Here is a 23,344-nt window from a genome sequence, read left to right as displayed (position 1 = left end):
ACCCGCACGGTTTCCCTCCCCCCTGTCCCACCGACGGGATTCGTGCGCCCCGCGATTGATACAATGTAACAAAGGACCTGCCCATGCCCGCCCACACCCCGCGGTTGAAGCCGCATTCCCTCGCTCTGGCCCTCGCTGCCCTGCTGCCTTCGGTCGCCTTTGCCGCCAGCGATGACACGGCGCATCGTGACCGCCACCTGACCGAACTGTCGTCGGTACAAGTGACCGCCTCACCACTGCAGGGTGATGCCGAATCCCTGGCGCGTCCGGTGGACGTCCTCGCCGGAGAGCGCCTGGACGAGCAGAAGGCCGGCACCCTCGGCGATACCGTGGCCAAGCTGCCCGGTGTACAGAGCACGTTCTTCGGGCCGGGCGTCGGCCGTCCGATCATCCGTGGCCAGGAAGGCCCGCGCGTGGCCGTGTTGTCCAACGGCATGGGCAACATGGATGCCTCCACGGTCAGCGCCGACCACGCCACCAGCATCGAGCCGTTCCTGGCCGATCAGATCGAAGTACTGAAGGGTCCGGCCACGCTGCTGTTCGGCAGCGGTGCAATCGGTGGTGCGGTCAACGTGGTCGATGGCCGCATCGCGCGCGAGCTGCCGGAGCGTCCGCTCAGCGGCCGCGCCGAACTGCGTGGCAATTCGGTGAACAACGAGCGCAGCGGCATGTTCCGCCTCGATGGCGTCAGCGGCAACGTCGTGCTGCACGTGGATGGCCTGGTGCGCAATGGCGATGACTACCGCATTCCCGGCTATGCGGTGATCGATCGTCTGGAGGATCACCACGAGCACGATCATGACCACGAGGCAGCCGAGGGTGAAGAACCCCGTCGCGGCCGCCTGGACAACAGCTCCATCCGCACCCGCGCCGGTGGCGTCGGTGCCACCTGGCTGGGCGAAGGCGGCTACTTCGGCGTTTCGGCCAGCACCTACCGCACCAACTACGGCATTCCCAACGGCGCCCACGTGCACGCCGACGGCGATGATCACGGGCATGACCATGGCCACGATCACGGCGATGAAGAAGAAGGCGGCGACGAGCATGACGTGCGCATCGACATGGTGCAGAACCGCTTCGAGACCAAGGCCGGCATCTACAACCCGGTCTCGTTCCTGAAGAACATCAATGCACGTGTGGCCTACACCGACTACGAGCACGTGGAACTGGAAGCCGGCACGCCGTCGACCCGCTTCACCAACCGCGGCATCGAGGCGCGCCTGGAGGCCGTGCAGCAGCAGATCGGCGGCTGGGATGGTGCCTTCGGCCTGCAGTTCGGCAACAGTGATTTCGGCGCCAAGGGCGAAGAGGCGTTCGTTCCGGATACCGGCACCAGGAACATCGGTCTGTTCGTGCTGCAGGAAAAGCAGTTCGGCCCGTTCAAACTGGAACTGGGCGGCCGCCACGACCAGGTCAAGCTTGACCCGACCGGTGACTACCGCCGCCGCACGTTCGGTGCCACCAACCTGTCTTCCGCTGGTATCTGGAAGCTCAACGATGCCGTTGACCTGCGCATCGGCGTCGACAGCTCGGAGCGTGCACCGACCAACGAAGAGCTGTACGCCGCCGGCGCACACATCGCCACCCGTTCGCTGGAAATCGGCGACGGCAACCTGAAGACCGAGCGTGGCCAGCGCGTTGAACTGGGCATCCACACCCACAGCGAGCGCGTGGACTTCTCCGCGTCGGTCTACCAGACCAAGTTCAAGAACTTCATCTACCTGGCCGACACCGGCGTCACCGAAGGCCTGCCGGTCCGTGCCTGGACCCAGCAGGACGCGGTGTTCCGCGGTGCCGAGGCCGAAGCGCTGGTGCACCTGTTCGAAGGCGGCGCCGGCGACTGGGATCTGCGCCTGTTCGGTGACTACGTGAAGGCCAAGCTGGATGGCAGCGGCAGCCGCAACCTCGATATCGCCGTGCCGCATGGCGACCACAACCACAATTACTCGGTGGAACTGGCCAACACCGGCTACCTGCCGCGTATCGCGCCGGCCCGCGTCGGCGCCGACCTGCGCTGGTCGAAGGACGGCTGGCGCGCCTCGGTCGGTGCGGTGCGGTACAGCCGCCAGAAGGACGTGGCCCAGAACGAGGAGCCGAGCAACGGCTACACCCTGGTCGATGCGCATCTGGCCTACCGCTGGGACCGCAACGCCAGCAACAGCTACGAGGTGTTCCTGGATGGCAGCAACCTGACCAACCGCGAAGTGCGCCCGCATACCTCGCTGCTGCGCGATTACTCGCCGCTGCCGGGCCGCGGTGTCGCATTCGGCATCCGCGCGTTCTTCTGACCAGGCAATGCCGGGGTCGGATCCCTTTCCATAGGAAAGGGCTCTGCCCCCTGAGCAACGACATCCACGCATGGCGTGGATCTACCGACCGGTAGGGGTCGGATCCCACGGGGGCCTTCGGGCCCCTGTTTTGTTTCAGTCGCACTCCATCACACATTCGTCACAAAGATGTGCGTACGACAACAAGCGGACAATCCCGTCACTCAAAGTCTCGCCAATCGGACATTTCTGTCCGAAAATAACTCCATGACTGCCCAACGTGCCGATGCTGCTGCCCGCCGTGCCCTCATCCTTGACGCCGCCGATCATGTGTTCGGCCAGCATGGCGTCACCGCCCCGCTGGACCTGGTGGTCGAACGCGCCCAGGTGGGCCGAGCCACCCTGTACCGCAACTTCCCCGACCGCACCGCGCTGATCCAGGCGCTGCTGCAGCGCACGGTCGACCGCATCCGGCGCCAGGTCGAGCAGCTCGGCGACCGCGACGATGCCCTGTTCGAGGTGTTCGAGGGCATGGCCCAGCGCATCATCGATTCACCGGCGCTGGCCGACTACTGGCGCGCGGTGGACTCCGACGTACCTGCCATGCGCAGCGCGCGCGAGACCGTGCGCGACCTGCTGGAAGCGCCGATCGCCCGTGCCAAGGCCGCCGGCCTGTGTCGCCCTGACCTGGAGAAGACGGATATTTCACTGATCTCGGGCATGCTGGGTGCGGCCCTGCGCGGCAAGACCCGCGACGAGCGCGCCCAGCTGGCCGGGCGTGCCCTGCAGCTGCTGCGCGGCGGCCTTCAGGGAGAACCCAGCGAGGCCCGTTGATGGTCCAGCCGTATCTGAAGCCGGTTCCGGATTGGGAGGAGCACGAAAAGCCGACCATGCCCGGCTCGGCCTCGATGCCCTGGCATCCTCCCTATCGGCGCGTGGCCTACGCGTTGGTGTCGCTGCTGGTGGCGATCACCGGCGGCCTTGGCAACGCGCTGGTCACCGCCAACCTGCCCTTCCTGCAGGGCCAGCTGGCACTGACCCCGACCCAGGGCAGTTGGCTGGTGGCGGCCTACGCGATGGTGAATGTCACCGCCAACCTGCTGGCCTTCAAATTCCGCCAGCAGTACGGCATCCGTCTGTTCGCCGAGATCGGCCTGGGCCTGTATGCCGCGCTGGCGGTGCTGCACCTGTTCGTGGGCAGCTTCGAGACCACCCTGCTGACCCGTGCCGCCAGCGGTTTCGCCGGCGCGGCGTGTTCGACGCTGGGTACGCTGTACATGCTGCAGGCGTTGCCGCGGCGCTTCACCGGCAACCTGCTGGTGGTCGGCGTCGGCCTTTCGCAGCTGGCCGTGCCGATCGCCTGGATCGTCTCGCCGGGGCTGGTCGATACCGGCCAATGGCACCAGCTGTACTCGTTCGAAGCCGGCCTGGCGCTGTGTGCGTTCGCGGCAGTGGTGCTGCTGAAGCTGCCGCCAGGCATCCAGGTGAAGGCCTTCGAGCCATTGGACTTCCTCACCTTTGCCTTGCTCGCGCCGGCTGTCGCGCTGCTGGTGATCGTGCTGGCGCAGGGCTACACGCGCTGGTGGCTCAACACGCCGTGGCTGGGCTGGGCGCTGATCGCCTCCATCGCGCTGACCACCACCGCATTGATCATCGAGCATTACCGGCGCAATCCGCTGCTGCAGATCCGTTGGCTGTCGACGCTGCCGGTCCTGCATTTCATCGTCGGCGCCTTCCTGATCCGCTTCCTCACCACCGAGCAGTCCTACGGCGTGGTCAACCTGATGCGCACCCTGGGCATGGGACCTGACCAGATGCGGCCGCTGTTCGTGGTGATCCTGGCCGGGGTGATCGTCGGGATCGCCGGCGCCTCGCTGACCTTCGGCCCGAAACGACTGATCGCCCAGCTGCTGATGGCGATCCTGCTGCTGGGCGCCGCCGCGTTCTTCGACCAGCACCGCACCAGCCTGGACCGGCCGCACGACTTCTACGCCAGCCAGTTCCTGGCCTCGGTCGGCGCCGGCATGTTCATGGGGCCGCTGATCATGCTCGGCATCTCTGCCGCGTTGAAGCAGGGCGTGGACCACATGATCACCTTCCTGGTGACGCTGTCGATCACCCAGACGCTGGGCGGACTGGCCGGCTCAGCGGTGCTGGGCACCTTCCAGCTGCATCGCGAACAGCTGTACTCCAGCGCGCTGACCAGCCAGCTCAACCCGGCCGACCCGATCGTCGCGCAGCGCCTGCGCATCCAGCAGCAGCTGTATGCCGCACAGATCACCGACCCGGTGCTGCGCAACGCGCAGGGCAGCGCGCAGCTGGCGCAGACCGCGCGCCGCGAAGCCAACGTGCGCGGCTTCAATGATGTGTTCACCTTGAGTGGCTGGCTGGCGATCGGCTTCCTGTGCTGGTTGCTGCTGCTGTCGCTGCGCACCGCCGTGCTCAAGCAATGGCGCAAGCGCCATCCCTCCTCCCCCGCAGCGGCCACGCCGGCCGCGCCCCGTTGAGTCCACCGCCATGCCTCCGGTTCCTCCCCGCCCCGACGATACCGACGACGTCACCCCACCGCCGCCGACCGACGCAGCCCCCGCGCCGACGCCGGTCGAACCGGCCGTGGCACCGAAGTACCTCAAGCCCAGCGCACGCAGCGTGGTGGTGATGGTGGTGGTGGCGCTGCTGGGCATCGCGCTGATCCTGCGCGCCTGGCACCTGTGGCCCTTCACCAGCAGCGTGATGGTCACCGACAACGCCTATGTGCGCGGCCAGATCACAGTGATGGCGCCGCAGGTGAACGGCTACGTCACCGAGGTGCTGGTGAAGGACTTCCAGCACGTGAAGAAGGGCGAGCCGCTGTTGCGCATCGACGACCGCATCTACGCACAGCGGGTTTCGCAGGCACAGGCCACCCTGGACAGTGCGCGCGCGGCGCTGGCCAATTCGGACCAGTCACAGGCACAGAACCGTGCGCAGATCGCCTCGGCGCACGCCACGCTGTCGGCGGGCCAGGCCGAACTGCAGCGATCGCGCAACGAGGCCAAGCGCTACGAGGAACTGGCCGCGCAGCAGTTGGTGTCGATCAACGACCGTGACAAATTCCGTACCACCCAGGCCTCGGCGCAGGCGAGCGTGCAGCAGTCGCAGGCACAGATCCGCATTGCCGAGGAAACACTGGTGTCGACCCAGGTGGCGCGCAAGAGCCTGGAAGCCCAGGTCGAGAGCGCACAGGCGCAGCTGGAACTGGCCCGCATCGACCTGGCCAACACGGTGATCCATGCACCGCGCGACGGCCAGATCAGCGAGGCCAGCGTGCGTGCAGGACAGTACGTGGCGGCCGGCTCACAGCTGCTGTTTCTGGTGCCGGAGGCGCTGTGGGTAGTGGCCAACTACAAGGAAGGCCAGACCTGGCAGATGCGCATCGGCCAGCCGGCGACATTCGCGGTGGACGCGTTCCAGGGCCAGGTGCTGCATGGCCACGTGGAACAGATCGCGCCGGCCACGGGTTCGGAGTTCAGCGTGCTGCGCCCGGACAACGCCAGCGGCAACTTCACCAAGGTGGTACAGCGGCTGCCGATCCGGATCGCGATTGATCCGGGGCAGGAGCTGGCCGCGCGGCTGCGGCCAGGCATGTCGGTGATCGCGCGGGTGGATACAGCGGCAGAACCGGCATCCGCCCGGTAGAGTCGAGCTGGCCCGACTGCCATGAAGCGGGGTCAGATCCCTTTGCCGTTGGCAAAGGGATCTGACCCCAATCCCACCGCCCGCTCAGCCCGCGCAGCGCGCGCAGAGCCCGTGCACTTCCAGGGTCTGCGCCTGCGGCTGGAAGCCCAGTTCCTTGGCGCGCTTCTCAAGCTGGGTGACGATCTCGCGGTCTTCCAGTTCCACCGCGCTGTGGCAGCTGTTGCAGATCAGGAACGGCACCGAGTGCGCCGCGCTGCTGGGGTGATGGCAGGCCACGAAGGCGTTCACCGACTCCAGCTTGTGCACGAAGCCATTGGCCATCAGGAAATCCAGCGCGCGGTACACGGTGGGCGGGGCATCGGCGCCCACGCCCTTGCCATTGCGCACCCATTCCAGCAGTTCGTACGCCTTGACCGGCTTGCCGGCCTCGGCGATCAGCTTCAGCACGTTGGCGCGGATCGGGGTCAGGCGCAGCCCGCGTTCGCGCGAGACACGCTCGACCACCGCCACGAAATCGGTTGCGTCGTGAACGTGGTGGTGCGGGGCGGTACAGGCACTGTCTGTCTTGGCGGGCATGCGCGTTCTCCGGTTCGGCCTGGCAAGGATGCCTCAGGCCGTTGCTACCTTGGTGATGGCCACATCGATGCGTTTCAAGGCCTGCTCGCGGCCGGCCAGGTACACGGTATGGGAAATGTCAGGGCTGACCTGGGTGCCGGTGATGGCCACGCGCAGCGGCTGGGCGACCTTGCCCATGCCGATCTCCAGCGCGGCGGCCGCATCGTGCAGGGCCACGCCCACCGCCTCTGCAGTCCACTCCGGCAGGGCCGCCAGCAGCTCGCGGGCCTTGCCCAGCGCCACGTCGGCGCCGGCCTTGAAGTGCTTGGCCACCGCGGCGTCGTCGTAGACGGTCAGCGGCTGGTACCAGACCACGGCGCTCTCGGCCATGTCCTTCAGGGTCTGCACGCGGTCACGCAGGGCGACCACCACGTCCTCCGGTGCCGGGCCGGCGGCCACGTCCAGACCCAGCTTCTGCAGCTGGTAGACCAGGTGCGGAGCGATGCTGGCCGGCGTTTCGGACTTCAGGAACTGCTGGTTGACCCAGCCCAGCTTGGCCATGTCCAGGCGCGAGGCCTTGGAATTGCAGTCCTTCACATCAAACAGCTCGATCAGCTCCTGGCGGCTGAACAGCTCCTGGTCACCGTGCGACCAGCCCAGGCGGGCCAGGTAGCTCAGCAGTGCGTCGGGCAGGTAGCCGGCGTCCTTGTACTGCATCACGTCGGCCGCACCGGTGCGCTTGGACAGCTTGGCGCCCTGCTCGTCCAGGATCATCGGCATGTGGCCGAACTTCGGCACCGGCGCACCGATGCCTTCGTACAGGTTGATCTGGCGCGGGGTGTTGTTGATGTGGTCGTCGCCGCGGATGACCTCGGTGATGCCCATGTCCCAGTCGTCCACCACCACCGCGAAGTTGTAGGTGGGGAAGCCGTCCGGGCGGAAGATGACCATGTCATCCAGCTCGCTGTTGGCGATCTCGATGCGGCCCTTGATCAGGTCGTCGAACACCACCGTGCCGTCGAGCGGGTTCTTGAAGCGGATGACGCGGTTCGGGTCGTCCTTGCGCGGCAGGCCCAGCTCACGCGCGGCGCCGTTGTAGCGCGGCTTTTCCTGCTTGGCCATGGCCGCTTCGCGCATGGCATCGAGCTCTTCGCGGGTCTCGTAGGCGTAGTACGCCTTGCCGTCAGCCACCAGCTGCTCGGCCACTTCCAGGTAACGGGCCACGCGCGCGGTCTGGTAGATCGGGCCCTCGTCGTAGTCCAGGCCCAGCCACTCCATCGCCTCCAGGATGGCGTCGATCGCCCCCTGGGTGCTGCGTTCACGGTCGGTATCCTCGATGCGCAGCACGAACTCGCCGCCACGGTGGCGGGCCTCCAGCCAGCAGTACAGCGCAGTGCGGGCACCACCGATGTGCAGGTAGCCGGTGGGACTGGGGGCGAAGCGGGTGCGGCAGGTCATGGACGGCTCGAGGAACGGGAATCCCCCGATTTTACCAGCCCATCGCCCCCGACGGAAAAAGGGGACGGAGGGGATTAAGTCGCGATTGCCCCCGGTGTGGGCACCGCCAGGGAATGGAGGGGAGATACGACTTAATCCCCTCCGTCCCCTTTTCTTACGGCTGCGGTTCTGGCTTGCGAGGGAAGGCCTGCTCGCGCATCGCGGCGTTGTAGGCGAACGAGGCGACGATGGCGGCAGCCTGCTTCAGGTCTTCAGGTTCAGCGTGGTCCAAGGTGTCCAGGTGGCTGTGGTGGACGTTGCTGAAGTAGTCCAGCCGGTCCTGGATGAACTGGAAGCCCGGCAGGCCGATGCGGTCGAAGCTGATGTGGTCGGTGCTGCCGGTGTTGCGGGTGGCCACGGTGGTGGCGCCCACATCATGGAACGGCGCCAGCCAGGCTTCGAAGATCGGCATCGCCGCCAGGTTCTCCTGCGCATAGATGCCACGGAAGCGGCCCGAGCCGTTGTCCATGTTGAAGTAGACCTGGAACTTGCCGTAATCACGGGTCTTGCGCAGCGCGCCGGTGGGCTCGCGCAACGACGCCGGCAACGCCTTCTGCGCCGCATCGGTGGGCTCCGGGAACTGGCCGAAGTGCTTGGCCACATAGGCCTGCGAGCCGATCAGGCCCTGCTCCTCGCCACTCCACAACGCCACGCGGATGGTGCGCCGGGGCTTGGCGCCGGTCGCTTTGAGGATGCGCATTGCTTCCATCATCACCGCCACGCCGGCCGCATTGTCGGCCGCGCCGGTGCCGCTGTGCCAGGAATCCAGGTGCGCGCCGATCATCACCACTTCATCGGGCTTGCTGCTGCCACGGATCTCGGCCAGCGTGTTGTAGCCCGGCTGGTCGGCCTCGTCGGTGAAACGCGCGGCCACGTCCACGCGCAGGCGCACGGTCTGCTTGTCCTTCAGCGCGCGCACCAGCGGATTGAAGTGCTCGCTGATCATGGCCAGTTCGGGGATGCCCACCGACTCACCGGCCTTGCGCGAACCGCCACCGGCGACACGGATGATGCCGTTGTCCCAGCTGCTGATGCTGATCGAGGCCAGCGCGCCCTCTTCAACGAAGAAGGCGTTCACCTTGGCTGCCAGCGCCTGCCGCTCCTGGTATTCCTTGACCCGCTTCGCACGTTCGGCCGTCGCGTCCTGGTCCTTGGGCAGGGTGAACTCCTGCAGGCCTTCCAGCGAGGTCGCGTCGTGCCGGTGCGAATCCGGCTCGGTGCCGCGCTTGTACTCGCGCGCCTCGCCCAGCAGCAGGATCTTGCCGCGCAGCTTGCCACGGTACTTCTCGATGTCTTCGGGCTTCTTGATCTCGACCTGCACCAGCTCGCCCTCGACCGGCCCCTTGGTACCCGGGGTCCAGGCCTTGGGCAACGCATGCAGCGGCTGGATGCGATCACCCAGCATTTCCACGCTGGCCGAGGTGAACTCCCAGCCACGGCCGAAATCATCGAAAGCTTCGTCGTGGACGTTGTCCAGCTTCCATTCGTTGAACCTGCCACGGGTCCAGGCATTGGCGCGCCCCATCGCCGGCGAATTGGTCAGGCGCGGGCCGATGCGCTCGGTGAGGTAACTGAAGGTGTCCATCACCTGCGAGCGGTGGAAGGCCTCCTGGCGGATCCGGCTGACCATGTCCAGGTCGACCGTCTCGCGCTGCTGCGCCCCTGCATTGCCACCCATCGCCAGCGCTACCGCCAGCACGCCCCACTTCACCACATCGCACCCCTGCCCTTCGGCCTGCTGATCAACCCATCGAGTCTAGCCAGCAGGCGCGCGCCGATACCGTCCCATCGGTCATGGACGGCGCGGATGCATGCGAACCAAGGTTCGCACCCACCAAAGGGCTGGGGTTCCCCCCCGTAGATCCACGCCATGCGTGGATGAACAGCCCAATCACCCATTCCACCCCAGCCACAGCTGCGCCCGCTCCGGCAGCAGCAACAACCAGTGCCGCCGGTCGATGCTGCTGCAGCCGTACACCGCCGCATGCGCCGGCCAGTCACCGGGCAGGCCGGCAATACCGATTTCGGCCAGCGCCTGCGCCCCGGCCTGCCATGGCCGATAGCGCGGCACCCGGCCGGCCAGTGCGCCGCGTCCCTGCCGCGCGCCCTGCAACCAGCCCAATCCCTGCCCCTGCAATCCCTCGCAGGTCACCGCCGCCAGCTGGAAGCGGATCAGCCCGGGGGCGATCCGTGCCCCCGGCAACGCCGCCAGCACGCCATGCGCCTGCAGCAGTGCATCCACTTCCAGCAGGGCCGGAATGCCCTGCCGTGCCCGTTGCCGCAATCCCTGGCGCCAGCCCATGGCGTGCTCCTTACTTCAGTTCCGCGCCAAGCGCGTACCAGTCGACCCGACGGGTGACCCACATCGCCAGCGCCAGGATCACGAACAGCAGCAGCGAGCCCATCAGCAGTGCGTTGTTCTCCGACACCAGCAAGCCATACAGCGCGCCATACAGCACGGTCAGCAACGCGGCGAAGCCGAGGCCACGCTTCCAGTGGCCCAGCACGTTGGCCAGGTACACCGCCTGCAGGCCGATACAGGCCACGGCCGAGACCAGATACGCCTTCCAGAACGCGATGTGCTCGGACAGGCTGATCAGCAGCAGGAAGAAGATCGCCAGTGCCAGGCCCACCATCAGGTACTGCAACGGATGGATGCGCAGCGATTTGATCAGCTCGAACAGGATGAAGCCGACGAAGGTGAGCAGCACGAACAGCACGCCGTACTTCGAGGCGCGGTCGGCCTGGGTGTAGGCATCGACCGGATCGACCAGCGATACGGTCACCGCCTGCGAATCGACCGCGCCATCGCTGCGCAGCTGGCGCTGGGCGTCGGAGGCCAGCGAGGACACTGCCCAGCGCGCATCAAAGCCCTGCGCATCGACGCGGCGCTCATTGGGCAGGAAGGCGCCGCTGAACGACGGGTGCGGCCAGCTGGAGCGGAGTGCGATCTGAGTGTCGTCACCCACCGGCACCACCGACAGCATGCGGCTGCCGTCCAGGCGCAGTTCCAGTTCAACCGTGCTGCCGGCCAGGCTGCCGCCACGGTCGTCGGCGAACCCGGCCACCGGCGCATGCAGGCCACGCCCCAGTTCACTGGCCGCCTCCACGCCCGGCAGCAGGCGCGCCTGCTTGCCATCCACGCGCAGGTTCGGCGTGCCCACCAGGCCACGTGCATCGGAAACGCCCAGTGCCACATACGGCTGCCCATAGCTGCGTCCCGCCTTCACCGGGTAGTCGTCTTCGGCGAACGTGGCCTTCAACTGGCCGTTCCAGCTGTACACCGGCACCTTGAACAGGCCGACTTCACGCTGGCTTGGCAGCATCTCGCCACCCACCTCCAGCGAGGCCGGCATCTGCAGCCAGTGCCCCTCGGTGACCTGCACCTCGGTCTTCTTGTTGCCCTTGGCGTCGACCACTTCCACCGGCTGGCGTTCCACCCACGGCACCACCCGCACCGGCCCGACCAGCTGTTGCGCGCCAGCGCGGCTGTCGGCCACCCGCGAGAACGCCTCGTCGCGGTACGTGCTGCGCTCGCTGATGACCCCGCGGATCATCGTCAGCGGGATCAGCAGCAGCAGGATCAGGCCGCCGACAATGGCGAACCGCAGCAGCATCTTCAGGGATTTCATGGTCCATCCTCGTTGGAGAGGGCTGCAGGATGGACCGCTGCAGTGAGCAGGGTTTGTGGCGAATTTGAAGCGAGTGTGAAGTCAGCGGCGCGGGCGCTGCCCCGGCGTGCCCAGCGGCAGCCACAGGCTGGCCACGGTACCGCCACCGTCGCGGGGCGCGACGCTGGCACGACCGTCATGCAGGCGCACGACTTCCTGCACGAACGGCAGGCCCAGACCCGAACTGCGCCGGCCACTGCCGGGACGGGCCAGTGAATAGAAGCGTTCGAATATCCGTTCGCGCGCGTACTCCGGAATGCCGGCACCGCGATCGGCCACCTGCAGGCGCACGCCCTGGCCCTCCACTTCCGCCTGCAACGTCACGTCCGCGCCCGTCGGCGAGAAGGCAATCGCGTTGTCGATCAGGTTGTGCAGGGCCTGCCGCAGCAGGTAGGCATCGCCCTGCACGTGCAGGTCAGGCACCGGGCCTGTGCGGACCTGCACGCCGGCTGCCTGCGCACGCACCTGCGCCGCGCCTGCCGCATCGGCCAGCAGGCCAGGCAATGCGATCGGATCGCGGGTCTGCAGCCAGCCATGCTGCTCCACTTCGGCCAGTGCCAGCAGCTTGTCGATGGTCTCGGTCAGCCGTTCCTGCTGGTCGACGATGCTGCGCGCGAAATGCACGCGGTCAGCCTCGGGCAGCGGTTCCTGCAGCAGCTCGGCGGCACCACGGATCGCCGCCAGCGGACTCTTCATCTCATGCGTCAGCGATTGCACGTACTGTTCGACGTAGGCCTTGCCTTCCAGTTTGCGCCGCATGGTCTCCAGTGCCTGGCCCAGGTCGCCGATCTCGTCGCGACGGCGGCGCGGCGGCGGTACCGGCTCACCGGCGGTGACCGCGCGCGCATAGCGGCTGAGCTGGCCCAGGCCGGTGGTCAGCCACACCGTCACCAGCACACCGACCAGCGCCGACAACCCGATCAGCCACGCGCCGCGCTCGATGATGGCGCGCTGGCTGGCGGCAATGAACGGATCGATGCTGCGGTTGGGCTGGGCCAGGCTGAGCACGCCGATCAATGTGTGCCCATCGGCCGGGTCGTACACCGGTGCGGCCACGTGCATCACCGTATCGCCTTCCTCGCCAGGGATTTCCGGGCTGGAACGTGCACCGTATTCGCCGCGCAGGGTGCGGTAGACATCGTTCCAGCGCGAATTGTCACGCCCCAGATCACGGCCCAGCGAATCGTAGATGACGATGCCCTTGGCATCGGTGATGGTCACCCGATAGTCCAGTGCACGCTTGGGAAAGCGCCAGACCATCGCCTTCAGGTCACGCTGCCGGGCCTTGGCCAGGTTGCGGGTGAAGCTGCCGCTCCTGATGGTGCCGGCCTTGACGTCGGCGGCCGCCATCTCCGCCAGCACGTTGGCTGCATCGACCAGGGTCGACTCCATCGCCTGGCGCACACCGGGCTTCACCTCCGCGACGAACACGCGCATCACGAAGAACGCGGCAAGGCCGGTGATCAGGAAGAAGCCGAGGAACAGCTTCAGCACCAGGCGCATCGGCTAGACCTCCAGCGCGTAGCCGAGGCCACGGTGGGTGCGGATCGGATCGTCGCTGGCGCCGGCCGCGCGCAGTTTGGCGCGCAGGGTCTTTACATGGGTATCGACGGTGCGGTCGGCGCTTTCGGCACTGCTGTCCCAGCCCCGGTCCATCAGCTGCGCGCGGCTGAGGATGGCGCCGGGGCGCTGCAGCAGCGCCGCCAGCAGTGCGTACTCGTAGCGGGTCAGGTCCAGTGCCTGGCCATGGAAGCGGATACGCCGCCCTTCGCGATCGATGGCAAAACCGCCGGTCTCCTGCCAGCCGCTTTCGATGCCGGCCGCCGCGGGCGCTGCACGACGCAGGCGCGCCCGTACCCGCGCCACCAGCTCGCGCGGCGAAAACGGCTTGGTCATGTAGTCGTCGGCCCCCAGTTCCAGGCCGAGCACGCGGTCCACCTCATCGTTGCGGGCGGTCAGGAAGATCACCGGCACCTGCGCCGCCGGCCCGGGCTGCGCACGCAGGCGGCGGCAGACCTCGAAACCACCAAGATCGGGCAGGCCCACGTCCAGCACCACCACATCGATGTCACCGCTCTGCAGCCGCAGCAGGGCCTCGCCCCCCAGCAGGCAGTGGCTGGCGGCATAGCCTTCGCTGCGCAGCGCATAGAGCACGGTTTCGGCAATGGCGGCTTCGTCCTCGACCACCAGGACATGGGCAACAAGGGCTGTCATGGCGCGCAGCATAGCCGCTGCGGCCGCCGCCCCGTACACTGCCGCCCATGAACTATCGCCACGCCTTCCATGCCGGCAACCACGCCGATGTGCTCAAGCACATCGTGCAGCTGGCCCTGATTGACAGCTTCAAGCGCAAGGACAGCCCGTTCTTCGTGCTCGACACCCACGGCGGTGCCGGCCGCTACCTGCTGGCCAGCGAAGAGAGCCGCAAGACCCTGGAGGCCGAGTCCGGGATCATGCGGCTGATGGCCCAGCCCAAGCTGCCAGAGGTGGTCGAGCGCTATCTGAAAGCGGTACAGGCCGACAACCCGGTGGGCGCGATGACCAATTACCCGGGTTCGCCGCTGCTGACCGCACAGGCGATGCGCGCGCAGGACCGCATGGCGGTCTGCGAGCTGCAGGAAGCCGAAACGGCCACGCTGAAGGCCTTGTTCGCCCATGACAGCCGCGTCGATGTGCGTCCAGGCGATGGCTACGCCCTGCTGCGCTCGCTGCTGCCGCCGAAGTTCAACGGCAGCAAGATCGGTCGTGGCCTGGTGCTGATCGACCCGCCCTACGAGGCGCAGGACGCCGAGTACCAGAACGTGCTGGCCGCGCTGGCCGAGACCCTGGCGCGCTGGCCGCAGGCCACCTGCGCGGTCTGGTTCCCGATCAAGCAGCGCCGCACCATCCTGCATTTCCTGCGCAAGGCCACCGCCCTGCCGGTGAAATCGGCGATGACGATCGAGTTCCTGGTACGCCCGGACGACTCGCCGCTGCGCCTCAACGGCAGCGGCATGCTGCTGCTCAACCCGCCCTGGCAGTTCGACCGCGTGGTCGGCCCGGCCCTGCCGGCCCTGCGCCAGCACCTGGGCGAACCCGGCGCCAGCACCCGCCTGGATTGGCTGAAAGCGCCCGAATAGCGGCCTTCACGAGGCTGTACCGCCGTGAGCCATTCGTTCACGGAATGCAGCCCCGGTGATGCCACAATCGATGGACCACCAAGGAATCACCCGGTATGGCCACTCGCAACCGCATGCCGCCCTGGCATGAGATCTTCAAGGCTCCCAGCGGCCACGAGCTGCTGATCCGCCCCATCCGCCCGGAAGATGGCGCACCGCTGCAAGCGGCGTTCAGCCTGTTCGGACCGGAAGAAATCCGTGATCGTTTCCTGCAGGCGGTGACCGAGCTCTCGCCGGAAACCACCCAGCGCCTGACCCACCCGAACCCGAAGACCGAGATCACCCTGGTCGCTGCCGAATCCCTGCCGGCCGGTGAGGCGGTGGTCGGCGCGGTCGCCCGGGCCTCGATCATCCCCGGTACCCGTGAAGCCGAGTACGCGATCCTGATCAGCCGCTTCCTTATCGGCCAGGGTCTCGGCCGGCAGCTGATGCGCAAGCTGGTCAAGTGGGGCCGCGGCAAGTATCTGGACCGCCTGTATGGCGACGTTGCCGCCGAGAACGAGCCGATGAAGCAGCTGGCTGCCTCGCTGGGCTTCAAGCCGGTCCCCCACCCGACCGGTGCCGAAGGTCTGGTGCGGATGGTGCTGGAGCTGGACAACTGAGGGTAGTGCCGGCCGCTGGCCGGCATTCCGTTTCCCCGACAGCGCATGAGGCTACCGGCCAGCGGCCGGCATTACCCACCGGGCTTGGATCGGGCTTCTGCTAAAATCCGCAGTCCATGTCGCGTACCTCATACCTCGCCCCGCCGCTGCCGCGCGCCGGCCAGCTCCGCGCCTGGTGGCGCACCCCCGCCTCACCGACGGCCCTGGCCTGGTACCTGGCCCAGGCGGCGCGTGCGCACGACGCTCCGCTGCTGGTGGTTGCCCGTGACAACCACGGTGCAAACCAGCTTGAAGCCGACCTGCAGACCCTGCTTGGCGGCGACCCGGCCCTGCCGGTGGTCGCGTTCCCGGACTGGGAGACCCTGCCCTACGACCGCTTCAGCCCGCATCCGGAGATCATCTCGCAGCGCCTGGCCACCCTGCACCGCCTGCCCGCGCTGAAGCGCGGCCTGGTGATCGTGCCGGTGCAGACCCTGCTGCAGCAGCTGGCCCCGCGCAGCTATGTGATCGGTGGCAGTTTCGACCTGAAGGTCGGCCAGCGCCTGGACCTGGAGGCGGAGAAGCGCCGCCTGGAAAGCGCCGGTTACCGCAACGTGCCGCAGGTGATGGACCCGGGCGACTTCGCCGTACGTGGCGGCCTGCTGGACGTGTTCCCGATGGGCGCCGACGAGCCGCTGCGGGTGGAACTGCTGGACGAGGACATCGACTCGATCCGTGCCTTCGACCCGGAAAACCAGCGCTCGCTGGACAAGGTCGACGCCGTGCACATGCTGCCCGGCCGCGAAGTGCCGATGGATGAGGCCAGCATCGGACGCGTGCTGGCCACGCTGCGCGAGCGCTTCGATGTCGACACCCGGCGCAGCGCGTTGTACCAGGACCTGAAGTCCGGATTGGCCCCGGCCGGCGTCGAGTACTACCTGCCGCTGTTCTTCGAACGTACCGCGACCCTGTTCGACTATCTGCCCACTGGCAGCCTGCCGGTGGTCTGCGCCGGTGCCGGCGAAGCCGCCGAGGCGTTCTGGGCGCAGACCGGCGAGCGCTACGAACAGCGCCGCCACGATGTGGAACGGCCGCTGCTGCCGCCATCGGCGCTGTACCTGTCGCCGGAGCTGCTGCGCGAGCGCCTCAACGATGCCCCGCGCATCGAGGTCTGGGCGGCCGACCATGCACGCATCGCCGATGCGCATGCATTGGGCGACCAGCCGCTGCCGCCGCTGCCAGTGGCCGCTCGCGAGGCGCCGGCAGGCGATGCACTGAAATCCTTCCTGGGCCACTACCCGGGCCGGGTGCTGATCGCCGCCGATTCGCCCGGCCGCCGCGAAGCCCTGCTGGAGGTGCTGCAGGCCGCTGACCTGAAGCCACCGGTGGCGGCCGACCTGCCCAGCTTCCTCGCCGACGATACGCGCTTCGCGATCGCGGTGGCGCCGCTGGAAGATGGCTTCGCACTGGACGATCCGCGCATCGCGGTACTGACCGAGCGCCAGCTGTTCCCCGAGCGCGCCGGCAGTACCCGCCGCACGCGCCGTGCCGGCCGCGAGCCGGAAGCGATCATCCGCGACCTCGGTGAACTGACCGAGGGCGCGCCGATCGTGCACGAGGACCATGGCGTCGGCCGCTACCGTGGCCTGATCGCGATGGACGTCGGCGGCATGCCCGGCGAATTCCTCGAAATCGAATACGCCAAGGGTGACCGCCTGTATGTACCGGTCGCCCAGCTGCACCTGATCAGCCGCTACTCCGGTGCGTCGGCGGAAACCGCGCCACTGCATTCGCTGGGTGGCGAGCAATGGAGCAAGGCCAAGCGCAAGGCCGCCGAAAAGGTGCGCGACGTTGCCGCAGAACTGCTGGAGATCCAGGCCCGCCGCCAGGCGCGTGCCGGCCTGGCGCTGCAGGTCGACCGGGCGATGTACGAACCGTTCGCCGCCGGCTTCCCGTTCGAGGAGACGCCAGACCAGCTGGCTGCGATCGATGCCACCCTGCGCGACCTGGCCAGCAGCCAGCCGATGGACCGTGTGGTCTGCGGCGACGTCGGCTTCGGCAAGACCGAGGTCGCCGTGCGTGCCGCCTTCGCTGCCGCCAGCGCCGGCAAGCAGGTCGCCGTGCTGGTGCCGACCACGCTGCTGGCCGAACAGCATTACCGCAACTTCCGCGACCGTTTCGCCGACTACCCGATGAAGGTCGAGGTGCTGTCGCGCTTCAAGACCACCAAGGAAATCAAGGCAGAACTGGAGAAGGTCGCCGCCGGCACCATCGACGTCATCGTCGGTACCCACCGCCTGCTGCAGCCGGACGTGAAGTTCAAGGACCTGGGCATGGTCATCGTCGACGAGGAGCAGCGTTTCGGCGTGCGCCAGAAGGAAGCATTGAAGGCGCTGCGCGCCAACGTGCACCTGCTGACCCTGACCGCCACGCCGATCCCGCGCACGCTCAACATGGCCATGGCCGGCCTGCGCGACCTGTCGATCATCGCCACGCCGCCGCCGAACCGGCTGGCGGTGCAGACCTTCATCACCCAGTGGGACAACGCGCTGCTGCGCGAAGCCTTCCAGCGCGAGCTGGCCCGCGGTGGCCAGCTGTACTTCCTGCACAACGATGTGGAAAGCATCGGCCGCATGCAGCGTGAACTGTCCGAGCTGGTCCCGGAGGCGCGCATCGGCATCGCCCATGGGCAGATGCCCGAGCGCGAACTGGAAAAGGTGATGCTGGACTTCCAGAAGCAGCGCTTCAACGTGCTGCTGTCGACCACGATCATCGAATCGGGTATCGACATTCCCAACGCCAACACCATCATCATCAACCGCGCCGACCGCTTCGGCCTGGCCCAGCTGCACCAGCTGCGCGGCCGTGTCGGTCGTTCGCACCACCGTGCCTACGCCTACCTGGTCGCGCCGGACCGCCGTTCGATCACCCCGGACGCGGAGAAACGCCTGGAAGCGATCGCCTCGATGGACGAACTCGGCGCCGGGTTCACCCTGGCTACGCACGATCTGGAAATCCGCGGTGCCGGTGAACTGCTGGGCGAGGACCAGAGCGGCCAGATGGCCGAGGTCGGCTTCAGCCTGTACACCGAGCTGCTCGAACGCGCGGTGCGCAGCATCAAGCAAGGCAAGCTGCCCGACCTGGATGCCGGCGAGGAAGTGCGCGGTGCCGAGGTCGAGCTGCACGTGCCGGCGTTGATTCCGGAAGATTACCTGCCGGACGTGCATACCCGCCTGACCCTGTACAAGCGCATTTCCAGCGCGCGCGACAGCGATGCGCTGCGCGAACTGCAGGTGGAGATGATCGATCGCTTCGGCCTGCTGCCGGATGCGGCCAAGCACCTGTTCGCCATTGCCGAACTGAAGCTGAAAGCCAATGCGCTGGGCATCCGCAAGCTCGACCTGGGCGAGAACGGTGGCCGCATCGTGTTCGAGTCCAAGCCGAACATCGACCCGATGGCGGTGATCCAGCTGATCCAGAAACAACCGAACCTGTACGCCATGGAAGGGCCTGAAAAGCTGCGCATCAAGCATCCGCTGCCGTTGCCGGAAGACCGCTTCAACGCGGCCCGCGCCCTTCTGACCACCCTCGCCCCGGGTTGATCCCCTCGAACCACCCCGCACCGGTTTCACCCGGTGCGGGCGGATGACCATGTTTCCTGACGCCGTACCCGCCCCCGACCTGCTGCACGCGCAGGCCTGCCTGATCGATGCCCTTTCGATGTCGCTGCAGATGCGCGATGCCTACACCCGCCACCACTGCGACCGCGTCGGCCTGCTCGCGCAGCGCCTGGCGGCGCACTGCGATCTCGACGACGAGGCCAGTGCACAGATTGGACTGGCTGCCCGCTTCCACGACATCGGCAAGATCGGCATCCCCGACGACGTGTTGCTGACCCCGCGCAAGCATACCGACGAAGAGCGCGCGATCATGCGTGAGCATCCGGTGCGCGGCGAGCATATTTTCCTGGCCACTGGCCGCAGCGACGCCGCGCCGGTGGCACGGCTGATCCGCGCCCATCACGAGGCATTCGATGGCAGCGGCTATCCCGATGGGCTGCGCGGAGAATCCATTCCCTTGGGTGCGCGTATCGTCACCATCGCTGACGCGTACGATGCGATGACCAGCGTGCGCCCGTATCGCGACGCGATGGAACACGAGACGGTGCTGCGCATCATCGACCAGCAGTCGGGTGGATTGATCGACCCGTATGTACTGCGGCGCTTCCATCGCATGCTGGCGCAGGAACCGGAGCTGGCGTAACGGCCTGTCGCCGGGCATGACCCGGCGCTACCGACCGGGCAAACAAAAGGCCCGGCGTTCGCCGGGCCTTCTGCATCTCGCTTCACGCGCGATCGTTTACCAGATCACCACGCGCTTGTCGTCGGCACGCACCATGGCGTCACCGGCCTTGCACTGGAACGCCGCGGCGTACGACGGCATGTTCGACGGCGCACCGTTGGCACGGAAGTTGGCCGGCGCGTGCGGGTCGGTGTTCAGGCGCACGCGCAGCTCACCATCGGTGAAGTTGCGACGCCACACGGTGGCCCAGTTCATGAAGAAGCGCTGGTCCTGGCTGTGGCCATCGACTTCAACATTCGCCTTCGGGTCTTCCTTCAGCGCCATCTGCAGCGCGTCGTAGGCCACGGTCAGGCCACCCAGGTCACCGATGTTCTCGCCCAGGGTCAGCTTGCCCTTCACGAACACGCCCGGCACCGACTCATAACCATCGAACTGCGCGACCAGCTGGTCGGTACGCTGGGTGAAGGCCTTGCGGTCGGCATCGGTCCACCAGTTGTCGAAGTTGCCGTTGGCGGCGAACTGGCTGCCAGAATCGTCGTAGCCATGCATCATCTCGTGGCCGATGACCGCACCGATGCCGCCGTAGTTCAGCGCCGGATCGGCCTTGGCATCGAAGAACGGCGCCTGCAGGATCGCCGCCGGGAACACGATCTCGTTCTTGGTGGCGTTGTAGTACGCGTTGACCGTCTGCGGAGTCATGCCCCACTCGGTCTTGTCCACCGGCTTGCCGATCTTGTCCAGCATGTAGCGGTAGTTGAACGCACGCGCCGCCTGCATGTTGCCCAGGTAGCTGTCGCCGTTGGTCTGCAGGCCCGCCCAGTCACGCCACTTGTCCGGGTAACCGATCTTCGGGGTGAAGCTGGCCCACTTCTCCAGCGCCTTCTTCTTGGTTTCTTCGCCCATCCAGGGCAACTGCTCCAGGCGCGCCTTCAGTGCCTGCGACAGGTTTTCCACCAGGTGCTGCATGGCGACCTTCGACTCGGCCGGGAACACAGCGTCGACGTACAGCTGGCCCAGGGCTTCACCCATGCCGCCGTTGACCGACTCCAGCACACGCTTCCAGCGCGGCTGCATTTCCTTCTGGCCACGCAGGGTGCTGCCATAGAAATCAAAGTTGGCCTTCTCGAACTGGCTGCTCAGGTACGGCGAGGCATCGTCGATCGTGTGGAAGCGCAGGTAGGCCTGCCAGGTGCTGGCCGGCACGTCGGCGAGCATCTTGTCCAGTTCGCCGAAGAAGCCCGGCTGGGCCAGCGAGAACTTCTGCGCAGCCGGCACCTTCAGGGTGTCGAACAGCGCGGTCCAGCTGAAGTTCGGGGTCAGCTTGTCGGCGTCGGCGGCGCTGAGCGGGTTGTAGCGCTTGGCCGGGTCACGCATCTCGATGCGCGACATCGAAGCCTTGGCCAGGCGGGTTTCGAAGGCCATCACTGCCTTGGCCTGCTCGGCGGCCTGCGCGGCATCCACACCGGACAGGGTCAGCACCTGCGCGATGTAGGCCACGTAGGCGTCGCGGATCTTGGCCTGGGCATCGTCGAAGTAGTAGCCCTTCTCCGGCAGGCCCAGACCGCCCTGACCAACGTAGGCGATGACGTTGGCCGAATCCTTGTAATCGGCATTGGCAAACAGCGAGAACAGCACGCCCTTGCCCTCGGCCTGGCTGTCGCGCAGGTACCGGGTGATGGCGGCGGTGTCGTTCAGCGCGGTGATCTTGTCCAGCTGCGGCTGCAGCGGCGCCAGGCCGGCGGCTTCGATCTTGGCTTCGTCGTTGCCGGTCTTCCAGATATCACCGATCTTGGCTTCCACCGAACCGGCCTTGGCCTGGCTGGCGGCGGCCTGCTGCACCAGTGTGTGCTGCACTTCCAGAGAGCGCTCACGCAGAATCTCGAAGCTGCCCCAGGTCGTCTGGTCGCCCGGCACCGGGTTGGCCTTCAGCCACTTGCTGTTGACGAAGCCATTGAGGTCGGTACAGGCGGAGATGGCCGGGTCCAGGTCGGCGCTGTTGAGCGAGATCAGCGGGGTCTTGATCTGAGAGAGATCGAAGGCCGGCTTGGCGTCGGCGTTGGCGGTCGGCGCGGTTTCATTCTTGCCACAGGCGGCCAGCGAGGCGGCGATGGCGATCGTCAGGCCCAACGGGACCAGGTTGCGGACGTTCATGAGGCTCTCCTGCGGGTAATTTCACAGGGTAGCCGGGAAGGCCCAGCGCAGGGACCGGCCAAAGGTCACGAGCCCACGGCGCAGCTCCCTCCGCATCCCGCTATGCTCTGGCCTCCACGATCACTGGACCTCATGACCATGGACGAAACTGCACTGCTGCTGGCCATCGACGCCTGTGAGTTTCTGTTCCTGGCGGGCATTGGCGAGCCGGAGGCGAATCGTCTGCGCCTGGTCGTCGAAGAAGGCCTGGTGGTCGGAAAGCCCTCCCGTGTGGAGCTTGGTCATGGACGTTCAATCGATGGTGTGCGTGCGATAGATGTGGTGCCCCACTCGCAGCGATTTGAACTGATCTGGGACCACTACATCAGCTACGCCGTGCACAACGAGTCCTACCAGAGCTGGGATGACTCCGAAGCTTGGAGCGGCAACCTGTTCCGCCGCTACAGCCGTTCGAAGTTCCTTGATTATCTGGACCGTGCCACCTTCGCTGATATCCGTTACCCGGGCCCATTCACGCATTACCAAGTGATATGCCAGGACCACGTCATCGACATTGCCGCGTTGCAGCCGCCGAAAATTCGCCTGCTGGGCCCTTCGTAGCGAACGGACGCGGCCACCCATGGGGTGGCTCTACTGGACTGGGGCAACAGCCGTCGAGCATGGCTCGACGCTAAAAAGCGAAGGCCGGCTTGCGCCGGCCTTCTGCTTCTTACTTCGCCTTGCCCTGGTTGGCCACGGCTTCAGCGGCCTTGCGCGCTGCTTCCGGGTCGCCCAGGTAACGGAACGACTTCACGGTCAGATCGTCGTTCAACTCGAACAGCAGCGGGATGCCGGTCGGGATGTTCAGCTCGAGGATTTCCTCGCGCGAAACGTTGTTGAGGTACTTGTACAGCGCACGCAGCGAGTTGCCGTGGGCGGTGACAAGCACGGTCTTGCCGTCCTTCAGCTGCGGCGCGATGGCGTCGTGCCAATACGGCAGCACACGGTCCAGAGTAGTCGCCAGCGATTCGGTGCCCGGCAGCGCGTTGCGGTCCAGGCCGGCGTAGCGGCGGTCATGGATCGGGTGGCCCGGATCCTCCAGGTCCATCGGCGGCGGCGGGATGTCGTACGAACGGCGCCACACCTTGACCTGCTCCTCGCCGTGCTTGGCAGCGGTCTCAGCCTTGTCCAGGCCCTGCAGGCCACCGTAGTGGCGCTCATTGAGGCGCCAGGACTTGCTGACCGGCAGCCAGTCCTGCTCCAGCTCGGCCAGCGCCCCCTGCAGGGTGTGGATGGCGCGCTTGAGCACCGAGGTGTGGGCGACGTCGAACTGCAGGCCTTCCTCGCGCATCAGGCGACCGGCGGTGGCCGCTTCCCGGCGCCCCTGCTCGGTCAGGTCGACATCAACCCAGCCGGTGAAGCGGTTGTCCAGGTTCCACTGGCTCTGGCCATGGCGCAACAGTACGAGTTTACGGGTCACTGCAGGGTCTCCAACGCGAGGAAAG

At 66.9% G+C, this 23,344-nt stretch carries 18 protein-coding genes; 9 read left to right on the top strand and 9 right to left on the bottom strand.

Going from position 1 to position 23,344, the window contains the following annotated elements; genetic code table 11:
- Positions 1 to 83: 83 nt before the first annotated feature.
- From ABH900_RS08915 to ABH900_RS08900, 4 genes are all read left to right on the top strand, one after another.
- Positions 84 to 2,288 carry a TonB-dependent receptor gene (locus tag ABH900_RS08915; RefSeq protein WP_429622536.1) on the top strand — a complete coding sequence of 735 codons (2,205 nt, stop codon included), beginning with the start codon at positions 84 to 86 and terminating at the stop codon, positions 2,286 to 2,288.
- A 246-nt stretch (positions 2,289 to 2,534) separates the two neighbouring features.
- On the top strand, positions 2,535 to 3,101 hold the full coding sequence (locus ABH900_RS08910; RefSeq protein WP_295570633.1) for a TetR/AcrR family transcriptional regulator: 567 nt from the start codon (positions 2,535 to 2,537) through the stop codon (positions 3,099 to 3,101).
- Positions 3,101 to 4,774, top strand: coding sequence for an MFS transporter (locus tag ABH900_RS08905; RefSeq protein WP_429622535.1), 1,674 nt, complete (start codon positions 3,101 to 3,103; stop codon positions 4,772 to 4,774). The genes ABH900_RS08910 and ABH900_RS08905 overlap by 1 nt, the downstream gene beginning before the upstream one ends.
- Positions 4,775 to 4,784: 10 nt before the next feature.
- Positions 4,785 to 5,945 carry an HlyD family secretion protein gene (locus ABH900_RS08900; protein WP_429622534.1) on the top strand — a complete coding sequence of 387 codons (1,161 nt, stop codon included), beginning with the start codon at positions 4,785 to 4,787 and terminating at the stop codon, positions 5,943 to 5,945.
- A gap of 84 nt (positions 5,946 to 6,029) precedes the next feature.
- Here the strand turns inward: ABH900_RS08900 and ABH900_RS08895 are convergent, their stop codons facing one another.
- The 7 genes from ABH900_RS08895 to creB form a co-directional block, all read right to left on the bottom strand.
- On the bottom strand, positions 6,030 to 6,521 hold the full coding sequence (locus ABH900_RS08895; protein ID WP_429622533.1) for a transcriptional repressor: 492 nt from the start codon (positions 6,519 to 6,521) through the stop codon (positions 6,030 to 6,032).
- Between the two features lie 33 nt (positions 6,522 to 6,554).
- A complete protein-coding gene (gltX, locus tag ABH900_RS08890) occupies positions 6,555 to 7,958 on the bottom strand; it encodes a glutamate--tRNA ligase (RefSeq protein ID WP_429622531.1) in 1,404 nt (467 codons plus the stop codon).
- 154 nt (positions 7,959 to 8,112) lie between these two features.
- Positions 8,113 to 9,711 carry a M20/M25/M40 family metallo-hydrolase gene (locus ABH900_RS08885; protein ID WP_429622530.1) on the bottom strand — a complete coding sequence of 533 codons (1,599 nt, stop codon included), beginning with the start codon at positions 9,709 to 9,711 and terminating at the stop codon, positions 8,113 to 8,115.
- A 177-nt stretch (positions 9,712 to 9,888) separates the two neighbouring features.
- On the bottom strand, positions 9,889 to 10,299 hold the full coding sequence (locus tag ABH900_RS08880) for a hypothetical protein (protein WP_429622529.1): 411 nt from the start codon (positions 10,297 to 10,299) through the stop codon (positions 9,889 to 9,891).
- 10 nt (positions 10,300 to 10,309) lie between these two features.
- Entirely contained in the window at positions 10,310 to 11,629 is a 1,320-nt protein-coding gene (creD, locus tag ABH900_RS08875) for a cell envelope integrity protein CreD (RefSeq protein ID WP_429622528.1), read from the bottom strand.
- Positions 11,630 to 11,710: 81 nt separating this feature from the next.
- The gene (gene creC / locus ABH900_RS08870) at positions 11,711 to 13,171 is read right to left on the bottom strand and encodes a two-component system sensor histidine kinase CreC (RefSeq protein ID WP_429622527.1); all 1,461 of its coding nucleotides are present in this window, start codon (positions 13,169 to 13,171) and stop codon (positions 11,711 to 11,713) included.
- 3 nt (positions 13,172 to 13,174) lie between these two features.
- Positions 13,175 to 13,894, bottom strand: a complete 720-nt coding sequence (gene creB, locus ABH900_RS08865) for a two-component system response regulator CreB (protein WP_429622526.1) — start codon at positions 13,892 to 13,894, stop codon at positions 13,175 to 13,177.
- Positions 13,895 to 13,929: 35 nt separating this feature from the next.
- Here creB and ABH900_RS08860 point away from each other — a divergent pair, with 35 nt between their 5' ends.
- The 4 genes from ABH900_RS08860 to ABH900_RS08845 all read left to right on the top strand — a co-directional run bounded on the left by ABH900_RS08860 (position 13,930) and on the right by ABH900_RS08845 (position 19,670).
- On the top strand, positions 13,930 to 14,787 hold the full coding sequence (locus ABH900_RS08860; protein WP_429622524.1) for a 23S rRNA (adenine(2030)-N(6))-methyltransferase RlmJ: 858 nt from the start codon (positions 13,930 to 13,932) through the stop codon (positions 14,785 to 14,787).
- A gap of 95 nt (positions 14,788 to 14,882) precedes the next feature.
- The gene (locus ABH900_RS08855) at positions 14,883 to 15,428 is read left to right on the top strand and encodes a GNAT family N-acetyltransferase (RefSeq protein ID WP_004150340.1); all 546 of its coding nucleotides are present in this window, start codon (positions 14,883 to 14,885) and stop codon (positions 15,426 to 15,428) included.
- 116 nt (positions 15,429 to 15,544) lie between these two features.
- Positions 15,545 to 19,009: a transcription-repair coupling factor gene (gene mfd / locus ABH900_RS08850; RefSeq protein ID WP_429622523.1), complete on the top strand. Its 3,465-nt coding sequence runs from the start codon at positions 15,545 to 15,547 to the stop codon at positions 19,007 to 19,009.
- 43 nt (positions 19,010 to 19,052) lie between these two features.
- Entirely contained in the window at positions 19,053 to 19,670 is a 618-nt protein-coding gene (locus ABH900_RS08845; RefSeq protein ID WP_429622522.1) for an HD-GYP domain-containing protein, read from the top strand.
- Between the two features lie 96 nt (positions 19,671 to 19,766).
- On the opposite strand, the gene ABH900_RS08840 is transcribed toward ABH900_RS08845, so the two are convergent.
- Positions 19,767 to 21,860 (bottom strand): M13 family metallopeptidase, encoded by a 2,094-nt coding sequence (locus ABH900_RS08840; RefSeq protein ID WP_429622521.1) that lies wholly within the window; start codon positions 21,858 to 21,860, stop codon positions 19,767 to 19,769.
- A gap of 138 nt (positions 21,861 to 21,998) precedes the next feature.
- Here ABH900_RS08840 and ABH900_RS08835 point away from each other — a divergent pair, with 138 nt between their 5' ends.
- Positions 21,999 to 22,460: a hypothetical protein gene (locus tag ABH900_RS08835; protein ID WP_429622520.1), complete on the top strand. Its 462-nt coding sequence runs from the start codon at positions 21,999 to 22,001 to the stop codon at positions 22,458 to 22,460.
- Positions 22,461 to 22,569: 109 nt separating this feature from the next.
- Here the strand turns inward: ABH900_RS08835 and gpmA are convergent, their stop codons facing one another.
- The gene (gene gpmA / locus ABH900_RS08830) at positions 22,570 to 23,319 is read right to left on the bottom strand and encodes a 2,3-diphosphoglycerate-dependent phosphoglycerate mutase (protein WP_429622519.1); all 750 of its coding nucleotides are present in this window, start codon (positions 23,317 to 23,319) and stop codon (positions 22,570 to 22,572) included.
- Positions 23,320 to 23,344 lie beyond the last annotated feature (25 nt).

It is taken from the genome of Stenotrophomonas sp. AN71 (genome assembly GCF_050435725.1).
In the GTDB taxonomy this organism is placed as follows: Bacteria; Pseudomonadota; Gammaproteobacteria; order Xanthomonadales; family Xanthomonadaceae; genus Stenotrophomonas.
Note: the sequence above shows the minus strand (reverse complement) of the source record. Positions and strands in the feature narration are given on the sequence as shown.

Excerpts from the sequence above, each read along its gene's own strand:
- ABH900_RS08910 (WP_295570633.1), top strand. The coding sequence starts at position 2,535 with ATGACTGCCCAACGTGCCGATGCTGCTGCCCGCCGTGCCCTCATCCTT.
- ABH900_RS08880 (WP_429622529.1), bottom strand. The coding sequence starts at position 10,299 with ATGGGCTGGCGCCAGGGATTGCGGCAACGGGCACGGCAGGGCATTCCG.
- ABH900_RS08840 (WP_429622521.1), bottom strand. The coding sequence starts at position 21,860 with ATGAACGTCCGCAACCTGGTCCCGTTGGGCCTGACGATCGCCATCGCC.
- ABH900_RS08860 (WP_429622524.1), top strand. The coding sequence starts at position 13,930 with ATGAACTATCGCCACGCCTTCCATGCCGGCAACCACGCCGATGTGCTC.
- ABH900_RS08845 (WP_429622522.1), top strand. The coding sequence starts at position 19,053 with ATGACCATGTTTCCTGACGCCGTACCCGCCCCCGACCTGCTGCACGCG.
- ABH900_RS08915 (WP_429622536.1), top strand. The coding sequence starts at position 84 with ATGCCCGCCCACACCCCGCGGTTGAAGCCGCATTCCCTCGCTCTGGCC.
- gltX (WP_429622531.1), bottom strand. The coding sequence starts at position 7,958 with ATGACCTGCCGCACCCGCTTCGCCCCCAGTCCCACCGGCTACCTGCAC.
- ABH900_RS08900 (WP_429622534.1), top strand. The coding sequence starts at position 4,785 with ATGCCTCCGGTTCCTCCCCGCCCCGACGATACCGACGACGTCACCCCA.
- ABH900_RS08835 (WP_429622520.1), top strand. The coding sequence starts at position 21,999 with ATGGACGAAACTGCACTGCTGCTGGCCATCGACGCCTGTGAGTTTCTG.
- creC (WP_429622527.1), bottom strand. The coding sequence starts at position 13,171 with ATGCGCCTGGTGCTGAAGCTGTTCCTCGGCTTCTTCCTGATCACCGGC.
- ABH900_RS08855 (WP_004150340.1), top strand. The coding sequence starts at position 14,883 with ATGGCCACTCGCAACCGCATGCCGCCCTGGCATGAGATCTTCAAGGCT.
- creD (WP_429622528.1), bottom strand. The coding sequence starts at position 11,629 with ATGAAATCCCTGAAGATGCTGCTGCGGTTCGCCATTGTCGGCGGCCTG.
- ABH900_RS08895 (WP_429622533.1), bottom strand. The coding sequence starts at position 6,521 with ATGCCCGCCAAGACAGACAGTGCCTGTACCGCCCCGCACCACCACGTT.
- ABH900_RS08905 (WP_429622535.1), top strand. The coding sequence starts at position 3,101 with ATGGTCCAGCCGTATCTGAAGCCGGTTCCGGATTGGGAGGAGCACGAA.
- mfd (WP_429622523.1), top strand. The coding sequence starts at position 15,545 with ATGTCGCGTACCTCATACCTCGCCCCGCCGCTGCCGCGCGCCGGCCAG.
- creB (WP_429622526.1), bottom strand. The coding sequence starts at position 13,894 with ATGCTGCGCGCCATGACAGCCCTTGTTGCCCATGTCCTGGTGGTCGAG.